This is a genomic window from Chryseobacterium oleae (assembly GCF_900115055.1).
Classification (GTDB): domain Bacteria; phylum Bacteroidota; class Bacteroidia; order Flavobacteriales; family Weeksellaceae; genus Chryseobacterium; species Chryseobacterium oleae.
Genome location: NZ_FOVD01000005.1, coordinates 1 through 18,002, shown reverse-complemented (window position 1 = coordinate 18,002; position 18,002 = coordinate 1). Strand labels below are relative to the sequence as shown.

At 37.9% G+C, this 18,002-nt stretch carries 16 protein-coding genes; 5 read left to right on the top strand and 11 right to left on the bottom strand.

What is annotated here, in order from left to right:
• The first annotated feature begins 776 nt into the window (after positions 1-776).
• Positions 777-1,892: a hypothetical protein gene (locus tag BM143_RS15720; RefSeq protein WP_090025439.1), complete on the top strand. Its 1,116-nt coding sequence runs from the start codon at positions 777-779 to the stop codon at positions 1,890-1,892.
• A gap of 79 nt (positions 1,893-1,971) precedes the next feature.
• Here BM143_RS15720 and BM143_RS15715 read toward each other — a convergent pair whose 3' ends face one another.
• From BM143_RS15715 to radA, 5 genes are all read right to left on the bottom strand, one after another.
• Positions 1,972-2,568: an acyl carrier protein phosphodiesterase gene (locus BM143_RS15715; RefSeq protein ID WP_090025437.1), complete on the bottom strand. Its 597-nt coding sequence runs from the start codon at positions 2,566-2,568 to the stop codon at positions 1,972-1,974.
• A complete protein-coding gene (locus tag BM143_RS15710) occupies positions 2,565-3,272 on the bottom strand; it encodes a VanW family protein (RefSeq protein ID WP_167375299.1) in 708 nt (235 codons plus the stop codon). Before BM143_RS15710 ends, BM143_RS15715 begins: the two co-directional genes overlap by 4 nt.
• Positions 3,269-3,937, bottom strand: a complete 669-nt coding sequence (locus BM143_RS15705; protein ID WP_090025434.1) for a class I SAM-dependent DNA methyltransferase — start codon at positions 3,935-3,937, stop codon at positions 3,269-3,271. Before BM143_RS15705 ends, BM143_RS15710 begins: the two co-directional genes overlap by 4 nt.
• 77 nt (positions 3,938-4,014) lie before the next feature.
• Positions 4,015-5,121, bottom strand: a complete 1,107-nt coding sequence (locus BM143_RS15700) for a helix-turn-helix domain-containing protein (RefSeq protein ID WP_090025433.1) — start codon at positions 5,119-5,121, stop codon at positions 4,015-4,017.
• Between the two features lie 12 nt (positions 5,122-5,133).
• Entirely contained in the window at positions 5,134-6,483 is a 1,350-nt protein-coding gene (radA, locus tag BM143_RS15695) for a DNA repair protein RadA (RefSeq protein ID WP_072921532.1), read from the bottom strand.
• 55 nt (positions 6,484-6,538) lie between these two features.
• Between radA and BM143_RS15690 the strand changes: the two genes are divergently transcribed.
• Both BM143_RS15690 and BM143_RS15685 read left to right on the top strand, forming a co-directional pair.
• Positions 6,539-6,949 carry a hypothetical protein gene (locus tag BM143_RS15690; protein ID WP_090025431.1) on the top strand — a complete coding sequence of 137 codons (411 nt, stop codon included), beginning with the start codon at positions 6,539-6,541 and terminating at the stop codon, positions 6,947-6,949.
• Between the two features lie 65 nt (positions 6,950-7,014).
• Positions 7,015-7,584 (top strand): YceI family protein, encoded by a 570-nt coding sequence (locus tag BM143_RS15685; RefSeq protein WP_047452435.1) that lies wholly within the window; start codon positions 7,015-7,017, stop codon positions 7,582-7,584.
• A gap of 150 nt (positions 7,585-7,734) precedes the next feature.
• On the opposite strand, the gene BM143_RS15680 is transcribed toward BM143_RS15685, so the two are convergent.
• From BM143_RS15680 to BM143_RS15655, 6 genes are all read right to left on the bottom strand, one after another.
• Positions 7,735-9,429, bottom strand: coding sequence for a bifunctional alpha/beta hydrolase/class I SAM-dependent methyltransferase (locus tag BM143_RS15680; protein ID WP_090025430.1), 1,695 nt, complete (start codon positions 9,427-9,429; stop codon positions 7,735-7,737).
• A gap of 3 nt (positions 9,430-9,432) precedes the next feature.
• The gene (locus BM143_RS15675) at positions 9,433-10,803 is read right to left on the bottom strand and encodes a phosphatase PAP2 family protein (protein WP_139222056.1); all 1,371 of its coding nucleotides are present in this window, start codon (positions 10,801-10,803) and stop codon (positions 9,433-9,435) included.
• Complete coding sequence (locus BM143_RS15670) at positions 10,710-11,471, bottom strand: SDR family NAD(P)-dependent oxidoreductase (RefSeq protein ID WP_090025426.1); 762 nt, start codon at positions 11,469-11,471, stop codon at positions 10,710-10,712. The genes BM143_RS15675 and BM143_RS15670 overlap by 94 nt, the downstream gene beginning before the upstream one ends.
• 255 nt (positions 11,472-11,726) lie before the next feature.
• A complete protein-coding gene (locus BM143_RS15665) occupies positions 11,727-12,764 on the bottom strand; it encodes a patatin-like phospholipase family protein (protein ID WP_090025424.1) in 1,038 nt (345 codons plus the stop codon).
• Positions 12,765-12,768: 4 nt separating this feature from the next.
• Positions 12,769-13,572, bottom strand: a complete 804-nt coding sequence (locus BM143_RS15660) for a phosphatidate cytidylyltransferase (protein WP_090025423.1) — start codon at positions 13,570-13,572, stop codon at positions 12,769-12,771.
• Positions 13,562-14,164, bottom strand: coding sequence for a CDP-alcohol phosphatidyltransferase family protein (locus BM143_RS15655; RefSeq protein WP_090025421.1), 603 nt, complete (start codon positions 14,162-14,164; stop codon positions 13,562-13,564). The genes BM143_RS15660 and BM143_RS15655 overlap by 11 nt, the downstream gene beginning before the upstream one ends.
• Before the next feature lie 153 nt (positions 14,165-14,317).
• Between BM143_RS15655 and BM143_RS15650 the strand changes: the two genes are divergently transcribed.
• Both BM143_RS15650 and yidC read left to right on the top strand, forming a co-directional pair.
• Entirely contained in the window at positions 14,318-15,925 is a 1,608-nt protein-coding gene (locus tag BM143_RS15650) for a CTP synthase (RefSeq protein WP_034723566.1), read from the top strand.
• A gap of 179 nt (positions 15,926-16,104) precedes the next feature.
• The gene (gene yidC / locus BM143_RS15645) at positions 16,105-17,901 is read left to right on the top strand and encodes a membrane protein insertase YidC (protein WP_034723568.1); all 1,797 of its coding nucleotides are present in this window, start codon (positions 16,105-16,107) and stop codon (positions 17,899-17,901) included.
• Positions 17,902-18,002 lie beyond the last annotated feature (101 nt).

The following is an 18,002-nucleotide window of genomic DNA, read 5'->3' as shown; positions in this document are numbered from 1 at the left end:
TCTTTTATTGTCTAGGTAGGTATTGCAACTTATGCTGCAACATTTGTATTTGACAAGGCAACAGAACATAAAAAATTAAGATAACCGAAAATGAGATATTGATTCTAACAACACAAATTGTTAAAAGCACTTACGTTCCCTGTGAGTGCTTTTTTATTGATGATCGAGCTGAATCAGTGCATTGACACCTCGGGCGTGAGCAAGAAAATCTGGAAAAAAATCATCATAATATTATTAAAATAAACTACGTGTACTACATAGAAGACAGCGAGTCAGTGAATGTTTTCCGAGAGTATGAAATCGTGACGAGTTCAAAAAACGGGAAGCTGCAGTAGTTTTTTTGGACAATCTTTTTAATGATCAGTTGAATAGTGTGCATATGATTGTAAACGGCCACGGGGAAAAGTGAAAAATTTACCTATACCATCCGCTAACTACGTCCTCGGTTTTAGCATTGCTTTTCTTGATGTTTTTCATACTTATTTTTTCTCATTTCATATTTTGAAATAAATATGAAATGAGAAAATCGCTGATTGGGTGATTTGATTTATTTTTTTCGCTTAAAAATCAATTTTAGTAATTAAAAGTAATATTTATAATGAATATATCATTAAATATCGATTTTCATTATATTTTAAGTTATAATATTTGTTTTTTTTAATTAAATATAGATATTTGTTTATGTCTTTATAAAGTGAATTTTATTAAAAATAGGATTTTCTTTATCAGGATAAAATGCATGAGTTTTAAGTTTAAAAAATCCTAAATCAACTGATATGAAAACAAAACAAATTTATTCTTTACTGGCTTTCTTAGCCATAGGTTCTACTTGTTTTAGTCAAGTAGGGATTGCGACATTAAATCCTCAATCTACACTTGATATTACAGGAAATGGAGCTTCTACTACAGCAAAAGACGGTGTAATGGCTCCGAGAATTACCCGGCGACAACTGGCTGCAAAAGTAGCAGGAACTTACGCAGCAGCGCAATCTGGGGCTCTTGTTTATATAACAGATGCAACCACTCCTACCGGAACGATTCCAAGTGTAGCACAAACCATAGAAATTACTGCAGCAGGTTATTATTTTTTTAACGGAACATTGTGGAAAAATGTAAATGATGGCGCTTTAAATCTTTACAATTCAAATGGTATTCTTTTAGGCCCCAGAACAGTAACCCAAGCTGCGAATACTTTAGCATTTACCTCTACAGCAACTAATGGATTTTCTGTAGACGGAACTACACTTTCAGTGGATGCTGTCAATGACAGAATAGGCGTAGGAACTGCAGCACCTTCTAATAAACTGCACATCAATGGAACAGATCCTTTGCGATTGCAGGGAACTACAGTAGGAAATACAACTACTGATCCACTTCTGGTCCTTGATACCAATGGAGTGGTGAAAACGATAGGTACATTGGGGGCATTATCAATACCGACTCCTGCTGTATTCAGACTGGAAACTACACAAAGCGACTTTTTGATCTCACAAGGAATTGGTGGTTTACAGGTGGTCCCTATGAATATGATTAAGAATTCCATTCCTGGAATATCATATAATACAGCTTCAAGCACCATTACTTTTCCTGCAGGTACCTATCAGATCAATTTTGTTTACGAAGGAGGTCACGATGCTCCAGGATGCACAATCAGTTCTTATTTTGTAGATTTTCCTCTTAATGCTTCCACAACAAGAATTCATAGCACATCTTCCCATAATCAGGGAGGAGCTTCCAACCATGGGGGAACTATTACATATGTTACTACCTTGCCGGCAAACAGAACCTGGCAAATCCATCTAGGGAGAGGACAATCGGGAAACTGTAGCGGAGCCGGAATGGGCCTTGCAGGCAGTTCCACACAACTGTTGGTTTTCAGAATTGGAGACTAAAAAAGGATATTCGAAAATGAGATATTGATTCTAACAACACAAATTGTTAAAAGCACTTACGTTCCCTGTGAGTGCTTTTTTATTTATTTTCGAGCTGGATCAGTGCATTGACCCCTTTGGCGTGAGCAAGAAGATCAGGGAAAAAGTCATTATAACATTCCTGCAGAAAAGGTTTATTGTTTAAAAATGCTTCGTAAACAGCAATGTCCGGTTCCAGATATTTAGCTTTATTCATAACGTTCCGCATGCTGAATTTAATGCCCCAGTCTTCGCGGTAGTTGTACAGCCAGTCATCCTGCTCCATTTTAGCCAGCATTAATTTAAAGTTTTCAGGAAGCCATTCTTCATGTTCGTTAAGGACTCTGTAGACTCTTAAGGAATGAGCCTTCCACTCAGCTAAAGAATGCAGGGAAAGATCAGTGGCCACAAAATAATCCATAGCAACATCTACAAAAGCACCGGCATAGAGCCTTACCAAAGGGGCAAATACTTTTTTAGCCTCATGAATAGCCGGGTGAGAATCTGTAAAAGTATCCACAGCTCTGTGCAGCGTAATACCATCCTGAATATCTTTCGGAAAAGAATAACGGTCCTTGTTCCGGATAAAATCTTCAAGAAACTGTCCTACGATCTGTCCGTCCGAAAAAGTAAGAAAAGAATGGGCTAAATAATTCATAAACGAATATAAAAATTTTTACCCAAAAAACCTCCATCTGCAAAGGTCTCCACCCAAACTCCTTTTTCCGTTTCCGTATACTTAAATTCAATTTGGTTTAAAGTAATTTTTTCCGGAGAAACCAGACTAAGATGAAGCTCATCATTACTGACAAAACTTTGAAATTGCACAGGATAAGAAAAGCTGTTCAGAATCTGCAGATCTTTATAGCCATACACCACCGTACAGTCAGAGCCTAACGGAGTGAAACGTTCATTTTCTTTATAAATATCTATAGAATGGGGGTATCTTTCAACAATCGTCAGGCCGGCTTGCAATGCAGCATAATACAGGATGGATGAAAACTGGCAGATTCCGCCGCCCGATCCGCTTGAAATGTTATTTTTAATGAGATTCCGACCTTCTTTGAAATGGTTCTTTTGCGTAGGTTTTCCGATTAATTTCCAGAAAGAAAATACCTCACCGGGCTGAATCACCAGGTTATGGATCTTCTCACGGACTACTTTTAAATTGTGAATTTTATTATCATTAAATGCTCCCTTTTTGATCACCTGTCTGAGCTCAAAAATATGTTCACCAATACTTTCAGCCGCATATTCCGTTGGATAACGGTGATTGGCTTTCCGCTCATCAAAATACCGCTGCCACAGTCTGATGTGCAGTTTTACGGGATCGGGTAGGAGTTTTTTTAAGATCCGTCTCATTTCTTTTCCAGTACTACAATGTGATAGGATGCCCATTTTTTCAGGAAAGTATGGCAAAGCAGAATATCTAAGGGCAGAAAAAAAATCCGTAAGCCTTTCGGAAGTCTGTGAACAGGAAACAGTAAAATACCTGTCGTGTTCCTGATCTTCCATTGAGTTTGGGTTAAAAGTGAAATTTCAGCCGGAATAAAGTTATTCCCCGCATGCCAGTCTTCCTGAGGTGAGATCGTTTTCCGTCTGGCTTTTGTAGGATAATCAAAAATCAAAACGCCGCGGTTATTTAATTTCCTAAAACATTCATGGAGAAAATTTTCCGTTTCCTCTTTGGTCTGATGCATAATGACATGAAAGCAAAAAATACAATCGAAAGATGTATCAAAAGGAATTTTTGAAATTTCGCCGACAGCAGTTATTTTTCCCGGATGTTTTTTGGAAGCAATGCTCAACATTTTTTCACTGAAATCTACTCCGTGTGTTGCATACTCAAGAAGCCTGCCCGTGCCGCATCCGAGATCCAGAACCTTAGCATAGCTTTTATCACTGAAAAAAGAATTTAAAAATGATTTTTCCTGCCGGTCAATATACTTTCCGTAAGAGTTTCCAAAACGGTTCTCTTCGTAGGTTTCGGCCAGGTGATCATAGTATTCATGGATACTTTTTTTCATTCATTTAAATTCTTTAGTGAAAATAATGAATCCTGATTAGACTTTCAACAGAGCGCCTGAAATTTTTTAGTATTCAATCAGCCAGCCTGTTCTTTTTTGAACTCGGAAGGCGTCATATCCGTCATTTTTTTGAAAATCGTATTGAAAGCCGTTTTGGAATTAAAGCCGGATTCAAAGGCGATGCCTACCATAGATAATTTTTTGTACGAATCATCCGTGAGCATTTTCTTGGCATGTTCAATTCTGTATTTATTCACAAAATAAAAGAAGTTTTCATGAAAACCGTTGTTCAGAAGATAAGACAGCTGATGCGCATTGATCTGAAGCAGATCCGACAGTTTAAGTAAATTCAGATCCCCGTCGAGATAGGGTTTTTCGGTTTCCATTAAAGCATTTAACCTGAGTTTTAAACTTTCAAGTTCATCATCGGGAATCAGTTTTTTTCTTTCCGTTTCTTCTTCCTCACTTTCCAGTTCGATAGATAACAATTCATCACGCTGTTTTTTATTCACAGGATAAATCTCTTTCTGTCTCAATACATAATATAAAGTACTGTAAACAATGAATAAAAACAAAAGATCCATCACCAGGTGCTGATGCATTTTATACACAAAAGCATTAAACAGCTCGTAACCCACCGTAATAATGATGGTGACAAAAAGGAGGAAACTCAGTTTTATGAGCCACTGAAGGTCCATATTTTCGGTATTGGAAGAAATGGTTTCAATCCTCTTCTGATGTCTCCTGATTTTAAAATAAATAAGCGCGATATATGGAAGATTATGTGCCACATCAATCAGCAGAACCGCATTGTAAATCACCGGATGTTTATCAGAGTTGAACAATAAAATCCAATAGATCACGGGAACAATAAGACAGACCAGATCCCTCGTTTTGAAACGGTAATTGGGATTGATGAAAAACACAACACTGAAAAACAGGAGAACTGGCGTGAATATCTGTATTGAATAGACTGAAGATGTCAGCAAAGGTCCCGGAGGTAATCCGCAAAACTGTAAAACATTCAAAATCCAGTAGCTGGACCACAAAAGCAGAAACAGCCCGAAAAACAAGTTCGCTTTCCTGTTGACCCTCATCGGATTGATCAGTACCGTAAATGAAAGCAGCGTCAGACCTCCGTAGAGCAGGACAAGAACAAACTTTTGGATATTTTCAAGCTGCATGTGGAATGGTTTTTAAAATATCCGTTCGTGGAAATCCTCAATTTTGCTCACTTCCTCGATTTTAATTCCAAATTTTCTTTTCGGAATCTTGTTGAGGTTGGAGACAAATATTTTTTCGTAGCCCAATTTCTCAGCTTCTGTAATTCTCTGTTCCACCTGCGCGATAGGACGGATCTCTCCGCTCAGGCCGATCTCTCCTGCAAAACAGAAATGCTCGGAAATCGCAATATCTTCATTGGAAGACAGGATAGAAGCCACCACGGCAAGATCCAGTGCAGGATCATCCGTTTTAATTCCTCCCGTAATATTTAAAAAGACATCTTTCGCACCCAACTGAAAACCTGCCCGTTTTTCCAGAACAGCCAGCAGCATATTCAGTCTTTTGGCATCAAATCCGGTAGAACTTCTTTGCGGAGTTCCATAAACCGCGGTACTTACCAAAGCCTGTATTTCCAAAAGCATCGGTCGGTTTCCTTCTAAAGTTACCGCCACTGAGTTTCCGGAAAGTTCTTCGAATTTCTTGGTGATCAGGATCTCAGAAGGGTTTCTGATTTCCTTTAAACCTTGTGAAACCATTTCATAAATTCCGATCTCGGAAGTAGACCCGAAACGGTTTTTATTGGCTCTGAGAAGCCTGAAAAGATGATTTCTGTCGCCATCAAAATTTAAAACCACGTCTACCATATGTTCCAGCACCTTGGGTCCGGCAATCTGGCCGTCTTTCGTGATATGGCCTACCAGGAAAACCGGGGTATTATTTTCTTTTGCATATTTGATGATCTCATTGGAACATTCTCTGATCTGGGAAACCGTTCCCGGCGAGCTTTCAATTAACTGAGATTGTAAAGTCTGAATGGAATCGATGATCATGAAATCCGGTTCCAGTTTTTTGGCTTCGTGAAGGATTTTTTCCAGCGATGTTTCCGTAAAAAGAAAACAGTTCGGGTTTTGAACATCCGTCAATCTGTCTGCTCTCATCTTGATCTGCGAAGCACTTTCCTCACCGGATACATAGAACACTTTTTTCTTCATCTTTAAAGCCAGCTGAAGCAAAAGGGTAGATTTTCCGATTCCTGGCTCTCCACCGATTAACGTTACTGAACCCAGTACAATACCGCCTCCCAGAACACGGTTCAGTTCTTCGGAAGGCGTTTTTATTCTCGGTTCTTCGCTGGTCACCACTTCAATAATGTTGATGACATGCTGTTTTGATTTTGAAAAAGGTGGGGTTTTGGATGAGGTTTTCTCAACGACTTCCTCCACAAGGGTGTTCCATTCTCCGCAGTTTTTGCATTGCCCCATCCATTGGGAGTATTGGGTTCCGCAGTTTTGACAGAAATATGCTGTTTTCAGTTTTGCCATACTGCGAAGTTAAAAAAAATGAATCTCCTTTCAGAATTTTAATTAATTTTCGGGCATGAAAAATATTCTGGTGAGAAGCCTGGTCGTATTTATTGTGATGAGTCTTCTCAATGCTCAGCTGGCAGATTGGACTGGCAGATTCTTTACGCAGTCTGGCGTTCAGTTTGGAATGCTTTCGGCTTCTATTATCGTGGCATCTTTAATCATTACTGTGATTGCCTGGGTAACGGTATTATTATTCAGAAAGAGCTATGATACAATATGGAAAATCGCCGTTTTATTTGAAGTCCTTTATCTGTTGATGCTCCTGTTATCAGGAACTAGTCCTTTTGCCTATTTTGCGGAGGCATCGGATGTTCATCTTACGAATTTACTGTTGTACGTAAATTCAATAGGTGTTTTTCTTTTAATCTGTCTTTTTGATTTAATTTATTCTAAAATAATCAGAGCTAAAATTAAAAACTAACATACATCAAGATGAGAATGAGTCATATATCCTACCTTTACTTACTCAACTAAAAATAAGTTATAATGAAAAAAGTACTTTTATCTTTCGTATTCACGCTGTTAAGCGTTTTAAGTTTTGCACAGACAGAATGGGCGGTAGACCCGATGCATTCTTCAGTGAATTTCAATATCAAGCATATGGGAATCAACTTTGTACAAGGTAGATTTGATAAATTTGAAGGGAAAGTAACAGCCAACGCGGCCAATTTAGATAATGCGGTTTTTGCATTCGAGGTAGATGTGAATTCAATCAATACCGGAACGGATATGAGAGACAAACACCTTAAAAGCGCAGACTTTTTTGATGCCGAAAAATATCCGGCGATGAGCTTTCACAGCAAATCTATCACTAAGGATAAAAATAATACCTACATTCTGAAAGGTGCTCTGAAAATTAAGGAAACAGTAAAGGATGTGAGTATTCCGGTAACATTCGGTGGAGTGACTAAAAATCAGCAGGGAAAAGAAGTAATGGGCTTCCAGGCAAAATTCACAGTTAACCGTTTAGACTACGGAATTAAATATGATCCAACCGGTGCAGGTGTAGCTAAAGATGTAGACGTAAGCCTATATTTTGAACTGGTAAAACAATAATTGTATAGATAATTTTGATAAAAAAGGTTTTTCAAGTGATTGAAAAACCTTTTTTTATTAGAATTGAGCTCTCGCAGATTGGGCAGATAGAACAGATGTTTGCGTTAAATCTGCTTGATCAGCTAAATTTGCGCGAGATTATTTTTTAGTTTAAGAATTAATTCTCCCTGAAGAAACGGTGAAAATACCGTAATCATCAATCAGCATGTTTTCTTTACGAACCCCGCTGTGCTTCATGACTCTGTCCAGCTCCTTCTGCGAACGCCTTCTCATGACCCAGTCTTTATTCTGATGATTATTCAAAACATAAGCGATCATTTTCAGTTGCGGATGCCACGGCTGTCCGGTATAAACAACAAAAGAATTGTTTTCGGAAACGGAAGCGGCTCCTTTTATCGCTTTAGCTGCCATTTCATTATCACCAAACAATTCCAGGATTCCTGAAATAATGGTGATATTCGGTTCAAAGTTGAGCTTTTTATAGGTTTCAGGATCAAAGCAATCAAAGTTGGTAAAACGGATATTCTGATAATTTTTGTCTTTAATCACCTGTTCTCCGATCTCAATATTAGCCTTCACGAATTCATTGATAACGATCTCTGCTTCAGGATATTTTTCTTTAATATCGAATAAATAATTTCCTGTTCCGCCAGCAATATCAAGAATTGTAATCTTTCGGCCTTCCTTTTTAAGACTTTGAATATTCTGTTCCATAAGCTGAATCAGATGTTCTTTACGGATACGGATCCCTTTCCAGCCGATGGCATTCAAGTAATTTTTATCCATCATTTTCCCAAAACCTAATTTTCCTTTCGGCTGGTTCTGATAGACATAATGTAACGAAGCTCCGGAATCAAAGCCGTGTTTCAGGCCGATAGCCATTCCGTTGCTTATTTTCCCGATATTATTAAGGGAGAACTTCTGAAATTTAAAATTCAGATTGTTCCCGACATTATTCTGAAGATTTTCATATTCTTTTATTGAAAAACGGTCAGGATGAAGAGAAGCTGTTTTATGCGTTCTGTTGAAACATTTTTCTGCAAAATCGGCAATTTTATCGTAGACTTTCTCTTTTCCGGTGTCAAACAGGATTCCATGGAAAAAGCCTGATAGAACTTCATATTTCTTTAAATCCGTATCAAGCTTATCGTAAAACGTTTTCTGTTCTTTATTAAAAACCACATGGTCCTTTTCTGCAGCCAGAATCAGGGCGGGTGTATCGATGGCTTCGGCATCTTCTACCAGACGTTTTCCTGCTTTGGCAAGGTCGATAAGAAGTTCAGCGTCGATAGATCTTGTGATCAGAGGATCTGTATCATAAGCTTTTTGCTGTTCCGGATCGTGGGTCAGCATTTTGGATTTTACATAGCTTTTAATAATCAGTCCTTTTTTAAGCTTGGTTCCCAGCGTGATCATTTCGTTGGCTAATGGAACGATAAGATTAATTTTAAAAGCAGGTGCCAGAAGTGCCATGCCTGCGATATCCGGAGCGAAATCGTGAGCCCATGCTGAAGCCACAACACCTCCGATGCTGTTGGCTAAAACAAAAATATCTGAAATGTTCACCTCATATTTTGATCCCAGAAATTTGGAAAAAGAATCAAGATCCCTTACGTAATCCATGAAAACAGAAGAGGTCTTGGTCTCTGTATGCCCGTGTCCACGGAGATCAAAAGCGAAAATACTGTACTTCGAAAACTGGGGCGACTGGGCGATATCATTCAGTCTTTCCGAATGCTCATGACCACGGTGAATAATGATGATGCTTTTCTGTTGAGGCTGATAATTCCACTCGCGGTAGAACATACTGCTGCCGTCAAAACTCTTAAAATGTCCGCTGTTCATAGTTTAAATTTTTTTCAAAAAATCCTTGAGATAAGGATGAATTACTGCATTTTTGTGAATGCCTGTCATGATGTTTACCGCTTCATCTATGGGTAAAGATAGAATATTTTTCATTACTAAAATACCTATGACAGAGCTTCTTGTAAAGCCCATCGTACAATGAATGAAAATTTTTCCATCCGCCGGAAGTATTTTATATTTTTCTGTGATTTCTGTAACCAGTTTTTTGGTTTGATCAATATCTAAAGTTCCGATATCCAGAAAAGGAATTGAATGATAGGAAGATTTATTTTTTAAGTCAGATATTTCCTCCATTTCTGCTGAAAGATCATAGACCAAAGTATTTCTGCTGATCTCAAAATAATGCAGATCTTGACGACAGGGCCTTGATGAAATATAAATTCGGGGCGCAATTTCCAACGGGTTTTTATTTTTTCTTAAAAATTTCCAGAACATCCAGTATACCATCAGATAAGGTGTATAAAAGATCTTTTTCCACCATGAAATATTTCCGTTTTTGTCTTTTAAAAAATGAATATTGTTCTTTTGATACTGATATCCGATGATGATGGCCATCACAGCCGGCCATAATACAATCAGCCACAAATGCCCGAAAAACTGATCCATGAGAATTGATGCAAAAATCAAAATCCATCCGAATAGGACATAGAAATTCGCTACCTGAAAGTTTCTGTACTGAAAATCATTTTTCCGGTAAGGGAACACCATAAAACTGATATGCGCTAGAACCGTTCCAGAGAGAATATCGATGAAATGATGCTGATAAGTTGTCAATGTAGAAATTCCAAGCACAATAAGCCATAGCATTAAAAAGATCCGGAATTTTGTAAAGTTTCTGAAAACGGTCCAGAAAATAAAAGCATACGCAATATGAAGCGAAGGCGACTGGTTAAATGGCGAATCAAATAGTTTTAAAAACTGAAAAGAGTAGTCCAGAACAGAGCCGTCTGTCATTGGTTTCGGTAAAGAAAATTGTAACGGAAATACGATGAAACACATACCTGCTGCAACAGTGGTGAAAAGCATTCTTTTGGTCAAAACCGCAAGCTGTTCCTTATCCCGGCAGAAAAAGAATACCGAACAAAAAAAAATACCGCTGGTCATATAGGGAATAATGCTCCACGACAGAAACGGAATGTATTTTTCAAAATCAAACACAAAAGACGGAACTTTTTCAGCTCTTGACGTATACCATGCAGCAAAATTGTAAACCGTCGTGAATACAATCGCACAGAGAGCAAAAGCAAAGATTTGCTGTTTTAAGGTCGGTTGTCTTTCATCCATTGGGCTTTCCTGAACATGATCATATTTAATAAAAAAGAAGGAAGTAAGGATAACGATTTCATCATCCATTTCATTTTTGTGGGGAAAATTACCAGTTTTTCCCGGTTTTCAATCGCTTTGGAAATAATGTTGACAGCCGTTTCTTCATCGGTAAGAAAAGGTTTTTTATGAAGATCATTATGATTGAGCTGTCTGAGTTTTTCAGTGTCTACATATCCGGGAGCGATGGCCGTTACAGAAATCCCGAACGGTTTTAGTGCCCGACGGTAAGCATCCGAAATCTGGATCACCGACCGTTTTGTTTTGGTGTAAAGACTGGAATTTTCATAATCTAATATTCCTGAAACCGAAGCAATAACAGCGATGCTGCCTTTTTTCTGTCCTTTCATTGCTTTTCTGGCAACTTCAAAGCAGTTGGCTGTTCCCAGAATATTGGTCTGCAGCATTTCTTCAGCTTCTTCATAGGATATCTTTCCGGCTACATCTTCGGCATAACTTCCCGCACAATTGATGAAAATATCAAGTGGTTTTCCATCAGTTTGTAAAGAACGGACAGCAGCAGCAATTGAATCCATATCACAAACGTCAGCCTGAAGTATTTTCAGATTTTCAAAGGTGTTGTGAGGAACCTTTCCCGGATTTCGTCCGCAGATTCCCACCTGGTATCCTTTTTCAAGATAATGCCGGGCAAGAGCATAACCGATACCGGAAGTTCCGCCTGCGATAAAAATAGTCATGAGAGGGGTGTGATTTGAATTTTATGTAAAAATAGATTTTAAAACTGAAAGTTGGATTTTTATCAACCACAAAAGGGACAAAAGTTTTTAAACACTTTAGTGATTTTAAGTGTAAAGGTTTGAGGATAGAAGTTCACGTGAGTTTTTGGAAAAATCAAAGAGTTTTGATATTCAATAGAAACGGGCTTTAGCCCGTTTACTGAAAACGGAAATCATAGCATTCGGCTTTAGCCAAAATATATATCATCATAAAAATTACCCGCGAATTGATTTCATGGTCTGATCAAAACCATACTGCCACTGCATTTCCATGTCTTCTACAAATTGCTCATAGGTATTCGGGAAAGAAAAATCAATTTCAAACTTCCCCCAATTGATTCCTTTTTTTAAATAATGTCCTTTCAAATCCTGTTTGATTCCTGTTGTGTCAATCTGGAAATCTGCTGAAATCTGTTCAATCTCTGAAAGTCTTTCGTTACCACTGAAACCAAGTACAGCCCGGACAAAAGCTTCTTCAACAGAATTATATGCCTGCTTTTTTTCCATAATGATTTCTTCGGCAAGGTGGTGAGCCAGTTCGGCAGGAATAAGATCAATCGCTCCGCCAGCGAAATATTTCCCGTGAAGAAAAACCGGTTCTACATAAAACATATCGGAAACGGAAATTCGGGTACTTTCGAGTAGAGAAAAATCAGTTTTTATCATTGGAATTTTTTCTACAGCACTGTTCATCATATTTTCAGATGGAATGATGATCTGTTCAGGATTTATTTTTTCTGCCGTCTTTGGATCCGTCAAAATAATTTTCCGATAAAGTTTCCTTCCGCTTCTTTCCCGTCCTGCTTCTTTTGGATCAAAAAGAATTTCTGAACCGATGATAACGGTTGGGATTTCTTTTGAAAACTGAACATTTTTCAAGGAGGGAAAAACTTCTGTCAGATCTTGAGGCATTTCAACCAGATATCTGCTGAAAACATCTTCAAGGTAAGGCGCACTTCTTTTGTCCAGCATTTTTTTTAATGAGAAAAGCCCTATCTGTGACAATTTCTTATGCTTTGTCAAAACCGTACTGGATACAAACCTGAAATATTCTTCTGACTTTAAATATTCCTTTCGGGAAATAGTATCAGGAAAAGCATTGATCACCGTTGCGGCAAAGGCTCCTCCACACGAAGCGATCAATACATCAGGCCTCATATCCATTTCTTCCAGGGCAGCATATATTCCGAGATAAATCATGAGTCTGGTTCCGCCTCCTGAAAATAGAACAGCTCTTTTAAATTTTTCACTCATGATTTTAATTTTTTACGAGAAGAGAAAGGATCCAGAAGAAAATAGGAGCATTGAAGATCAAACTGTCCATCCGGTCAAGGAGACCGCCGTGTCCGGGAAGCAGGGTTCCCGTATCTTTTATTTCTGCTTTTCTTTTTAAATAAGACATCAGCACATCCCCGAAAAATCCAAAAACACCAAGGATTACTCCTATAACTGCATTAACGAAAATATCTGTCTTCAGTAAGAAAAATCCTAAGATATTACTCAATACCACCGTAAGAAAAACACCGCCAATAAAGCCTTCCAAAGTTTTATTCGGACTTATTGTGGGAGTGATTTTATGCTTTCCGAAGAACTTACCCATCAGGTACTGAAAAACATCATTAAGCTCAGTCACAACGACCACGAATATAATTGAATTTAATCCGGAAGAGGTTTCTCTGATGAATGATAAATGTGGAAAAGCAAACAGACAGATCAATAAAGCGATGAAGACGCCGTAAAATTGTTTCGAGGCTGTTTTTAAAAGAAGAAAATACAGCAAAACGATAATGGAGAAAACTGCACTGTAAATAAAATAGTTGTCAATGGTGAAAAAATACAACAGAAAAAACTGTACGGTTCCAACAAATACTGAAGGAATAATTCGGTTTGAATTGATCTTGAACAGTCTTAAAAATTCAAAGAAACACTGAAAACTGATCCATGAAACAAAAAGCTTCATAGCGAGAGGATGTGAGATTCCCAGTGCAAAAACGATGATAATGTAGACCCATGTTTTTACCCTTAAAGGAACGTCTGCAAATTTATTTTCTTCAGGCTTCATGCAGTGATTTCTTTAATCTGATATACGTGCTGACCGTCAGCAAAACAATGATAAGGCCAAGAATATATTTTGAAATACCTGAAATATCTGCTCCAAAAAATACAGCCAGTCCGTACACTCCTAAGATTAAGGCGCGGTCACTTTTACCCATCGGACCATCGTAGCGGCGTTCTTTTCCAACCACTTTTCCTATGAGACCGGCAAATTCATTGATGATACTTAATAGAATAAATATAACAATCAGATATATGCTTTCCGGCTGGAATTTAAGCAAAGGAAAAAAGATGATCACATCGGAAACAACGTCACCCACTTCGTTTAACACTTCACCCAATCTGCTGGTCTGGTTGAACTTTCGTGCCATCATTCCATCCAGAGCATTCAAAGCCATTCTTATAAGCAATCCGATGGGGAGGCTTAAAAAGAACCATTTCGACAGATCTGCATTCCAGAATAATATGCCAATAATCACCGACAGTACTATGGAACTTACCGTAATCTGGTTGGCTGTCATATTTTTCCTGTGCAGGAATAATAAAACCGGGGTGAGGAGCTGTTGGAATTTTGGTTTTAATTTATATACCGAAATCATGATGGTTATCGCTTTTTGTCATTGTGTTTATCAAATATAGAATAAAATTTTTAAGCAGAATTTATAATTCATAGAGCAGGGTTTTTCCATTTTCAAAATTTAAAAAATTGCTTTGTGTTTCTTTTTCCCATAACTTTGCACAAACCTAATCTAATGAGTAAAAAGAATACAAAGTACATCTTTGTGACAGGAGGTGTAACTTCATCTTTGGGAAAAGGAATCGTCTCTGCTTCTCTGGGACTTTTGTTAAAATCACGCGGTTTTAACGTAACGATCCAAAAACTGGATCCTTATATCAACATCGACCCGGGAACACTGAATCCATATGAACACGGAGAATGCTATGTAACCGAAGATGGCGCAGAAACGGATCTGGATTTAGGCCACTATGAGCGTTATCTTGATGCTCCTACATCCCAAAACAACAACGTTACGACAGGGAAAATCTACCAAACGGTTATCGAAAAAGAAAGAAAAGGAGACTTCTTAGGGAAAACAGTTCAGGTAATTCCTCATATCACCAACGAGATTAAAAGAAGAATCAAAATGCTTTCCAAGCAGAACTACGATATCATCATTACTGAGATCGGAGGAACTGTAGGAGACATTGAATCTCTTCCATACATTGAAACTGTACGTCAGCTGAAATGGGAACTTGGTGAGAAAAATTCTATGGTGATTCACCTTACGCTGTTGCCTTATCTGGCTTCAAGCGGCGAATTAAAAACAAAACCTTCTCAGCATTCCGTTCGTCAGTTGATGGAAAGCGGAATCATGGCAGATGTTTTGGTTTGCAGAACGGAACACAATATTCCAAAAGATCAGAGAGCAAAATTAGCTCAGTTCTGTAATGTTTCTCTGGATAATGTTATTGAATGTAAAGATCTTGAAACGATCTATGAAGTTCCGATGTACCTTCAGAAACAGAATTTTGATGATGTAGTTTTAAAAGAGCTGGATCTGAAAAATGATAAAGAAGCTGATCTGAAAGACTGGAAAACTTTCCTTAAAAAATTCAAAAACCCTAAAAGAACTGTAGAAATTGCCTTAGTAGGAAAATATATTTCTCTGCAGGATTCTTATATTTCTATTGCTGAAGCTTTCAAACATGCCGGTGCAAGTCTTGAAACTGAGGTAAAAGTAAGATGGGTATACAGTGGAGATATCACCGCTGAAAATATTAAAGAGACCTTAGGTGGTGTAGACGGAATCCTTATCGCTCCAGGTTTTGGCGATAGAGGAATTGAAGGAAAAGTACTTACGGCTCAGTATGCAAGAGAAAATAAAGTTCCGATGTTGGGAATTTGTCTGGGAATGCAGATCATGACCATTGAATTTGCAAGAAACGTTCTAGGTCATTCAAAAGCCAACTCTATGGAATTTGATACTTCTACACCGGATCCTGTAATTTCTATTATGGAAGAACAGAAGAATGTAGTAGACAAAGGAGGTACAATGCGTCTTGGAGCATGGAAATGTTCACTAAAAAATGCGTCTAAGCTGTATGATATCTACGGAGCTAAAAATATTTCTGAAAGACACCGTCACCGTTATGAATTCAACAGTGATTATCTTCAGGAATTTGAAAAGAATGGTTTCCTTGCAACAGGAACAAACCCTGAAACAGGATTGGTAGAGGCTCTTGAAATGCCAGATCATCCGTTCTATGTAGGGGTACAGTATCACCCTGAATACAAAAGTACAGTAGCAACGCCGCATCCTCTGTTCAGAGCTTTTGTGAAGGCTTGCGAAAAGAAATAAGGTAATACTATACCATAAACGTCTTATCATAAACTCAGGCTGATTATTCTCAGCTTGAGTTTATTATATAGTAACATGGTAATGCATAGAGTTTTGATAAAAAAACAGTATTTTTGTCAGCTCAAAAAGTAGCATATTGTGATACTTGGGTTAAATTTAAAATTTTAATATAAAATAAAATGCAAGAAAACAAGGGAATCGATAAAAGTCAGATGATCAGTTTTGCGGTTTTATGTCTGGTTCTTTTCGGATTCATGTTCTATTTCCAGAACAAGCAGTCGAAAGAAGAGCAGGTAAAAGCTCAGGAGCAGAAAATCGAGCAGGTAAAAAATGCGGTAAAACAGACTCAGGCCAATAATATCAATCCAAATGTAACTCCTAGTGCCATTCAGACAGCCAGTTTGAAGAACAAAGAACTGAATGTGGAATTCTCAAGCTTAGGAGGACAGGTTTCTAAAGTACAGCTTTCGGAGTACAAAGCATATGATCATAAAACGGATAAGGCAGATCTTCCGCTTTATCTGATTGATAAAAAGAACTCCAACTACGGTTTTCAGTTTAAAGATAAAACCGGAAAAGTAATCAATACTAAAGACTTAGTTTTTACACCAGCTGTTAATGGGAATGCTGTAACGATGACGGCAGATCTTAATGGTGCGGTTATTCAGTTTATCTATACATTACTTCCAAAATATACATTAGATTTTAAAGTAAGAACAAAAGGTCTTGCGGCTGTTACTTCTGATAACAAAGCAGACTTTATCTGGGATTACAGTGTAAGAAACTTAGAAAAGGGTAGGGCTCAGGAGCAGTCTCACTCCGAATTCTCGTACGCTTTCAATAATTATAAAGATTATGATTATGATGGCAGAACGGAAATGAGTGAAGAAAAAGAAACCCTTAACTGGATCGGTGTAAAACAGCAGTTTTTCTCTTCTGTAATCGAAGCTAAAAACGGTTTCACACAGAGTAAAGGAAATCAGGAAGCTATCGAAGAAGGTGAGTATCTGAAGAAACTTAATTTTGAAGGATTCGTACAGATGACCGGAAGTGAACTTAATCAGGACTTTACGTGGTACTTTATGCCACTTGATTTACCTCTGTTAAAATCTTACGACAAAAACTTTGACGAAATTTTACCATTAGGATGGTCGTTTATCGGATGGATGAACCGTGGGTTCTTTATGCCAATGTACAACCTTATTGCAGGTTGGGGACTTACAGCAGGTTGGGTGATCTTCTTGATGACGATTATCGTCAAGCTGATCTTATCACCAATCATGTATAAGCAGCATAAGCTAAGTGCGATGATGAAAGTAATTCGTCCGGAGATTGACGAGGTAAATGCTAAGCTAAAAGATGCAGATCCAATGAAGAAGCAGCAGGCTACCATGGAAATCTACCGAAAGGCGGGCGTGAATCAGATGGCGGGATGTCTTCCGGCATTGGTACAGATCCCGATCTTCTATGCCTTGTTCCGTTTCTTCCCGAACTTTATTGACCTTAGAGGACAGGGGTTCTGGTTTGCAAAAGATTTGACAGCTTATGATGATTTGATTAAGTTACCATTTAAGATTCCTTTCTTAGGAGATCATTTAAGTGTTTTTGCATTAGCGTGTACGATCGTAATCTTAATCTATACCGTAATGACTTCAGGAAATATGCAGCAGCCTCAACAGGAGGGAATGCCAAACATGAAAGTATTGATGTATATCTTCCCGATTACATTCCTGTTCTTCCTGAACACATCAGCTTCAGGTCTTTCCTGGTATTATTTTGTATCGAATGCGATTAACATTTTAATTATCCTGGTTATTAAATACGTGATACTGGATGAAAAGAAAATCCATGCACAGATCCAGGCGAATAAAGAAAAGCCAAAATCTGAAGGTAAGTTCCAGAAGAAAATGAGAGAGATGATGGAGAAAGCTCAGGATCAACAGAAGATTCAGGAGCAGCAGAGAAAAAAGAAATAAGAAATATGACTAGTCCTGAAATAGCGATACATATTAAAGGACAAAAATAAATAATTAAACCAGAGCAAATTTCTTTTTGCTTTGGTTTTTGTTTTTATAGG